The 830-nt window shown below is 62.8% G+C and carries 2 pseudogenes; one reads left to right on the plus strand and one right to left on the minus strand.

The annotated features are described in order from the left end of the window. Positions 1-145: 145 nt before the first annotated feature. Positions 146-340 (plus strand): annotated as a pseudogene (locus D2T30_RS24350) (IS30 family transposase); the annotation flags it as partial. On the opposite strand, the pseudogene D2T30_RS22920 reads toward D2T30_RS24350, so the two are convergent. After that, positions 336-626, minus strand: a pseudogene (locus tag D2T30_RS22920) (IS66 family transposase zinc-finger binding domain-containing protein); the annotation flags it as partial. The pseudogenes D2T30_RS24350 and D2T30_RS22920 overlap by 5 nt on opposite strands. Between the last annotated feature and the right edge of the window lie 204 nt (positions 627-830).

Raw genomic sequence — 830 nt, forward strand, 5'->3', positions numbered from 1 at the left:
CTCGGCCAGCGCATTGTCATAACTGTCGCCAACGCTGCCGACAGAGGGCTCGATGCCCGCTTCGGCCAGTCGCTCGGTGTATTTGATCGACAGATACTGGGCGGATTCAACCGGTCGTCGCAACACCCTGATTTTGGAGGTGTTGATGATGACGGGAAGACGGAAGTCGGAGCGCTCGACGCGACGCAAATTATCCTCGCCAGGTCGACCGCCAGTCTGGCAGCGTGAGCATCTGTGCCGGTTCTGGCGGGAGATTTCAGCGGGGCTGTCCAGCGAAGAAGCCGCTGTTGCCGCAGGTGTTTCAGCTCCGGTCGGAACCCGATGGTTTCGGAGTTCTGGCGATAGAGAGGCAGGTGATCCGCATATTTGCTGACCAGAACATGCGCCAGCAGTCCCGGCCCCGGACGGCCACGCTCGATCGGGCGCGAGGGCAGCGGGGCCTGGACGAAGCGCTCGCAGCAGGCGCAGGTCAGCCGGGGACGGACGATGCGGTTCACGATGAAGCGGCCCGGCACATACTCCAGTTCCTCGGTGACATCTTCCCCGATCCGGCGCAGGCGGCCACCGCAATCAGCACATGCATCGGCCCCGGGCGTCAGTTCCACCTCCATCCGGGGAATGTGGTCCGGGATGGGACGGCGCTTTGGTTTGCCCCTCTCCTCGATGTCAGGCAGCTTCATCCGTGCGGTCATTGCAGCGGCGGGGCGTTGATGGTGTAACCGCCCCCCGACGGCATCTGTGTGCCATGGTGGGATCGCAACAATCCACTTTGGGAGGCGGTCATGTCGGAGATTATCACGGTCGGGCTCGATCTGGCGAAGAATGTGTTT

The sequence above is a fragment of the Paenirhodobacter populi genome, from assembly GCF_004022215.1.
Taxonomy (GTDB): Bacteria; Pseudomonadota; Alphaproteobacteria; order Rhodobacterales; family Rhodobacteraceae; genus Rhodobacter; species Rhodobacter populi.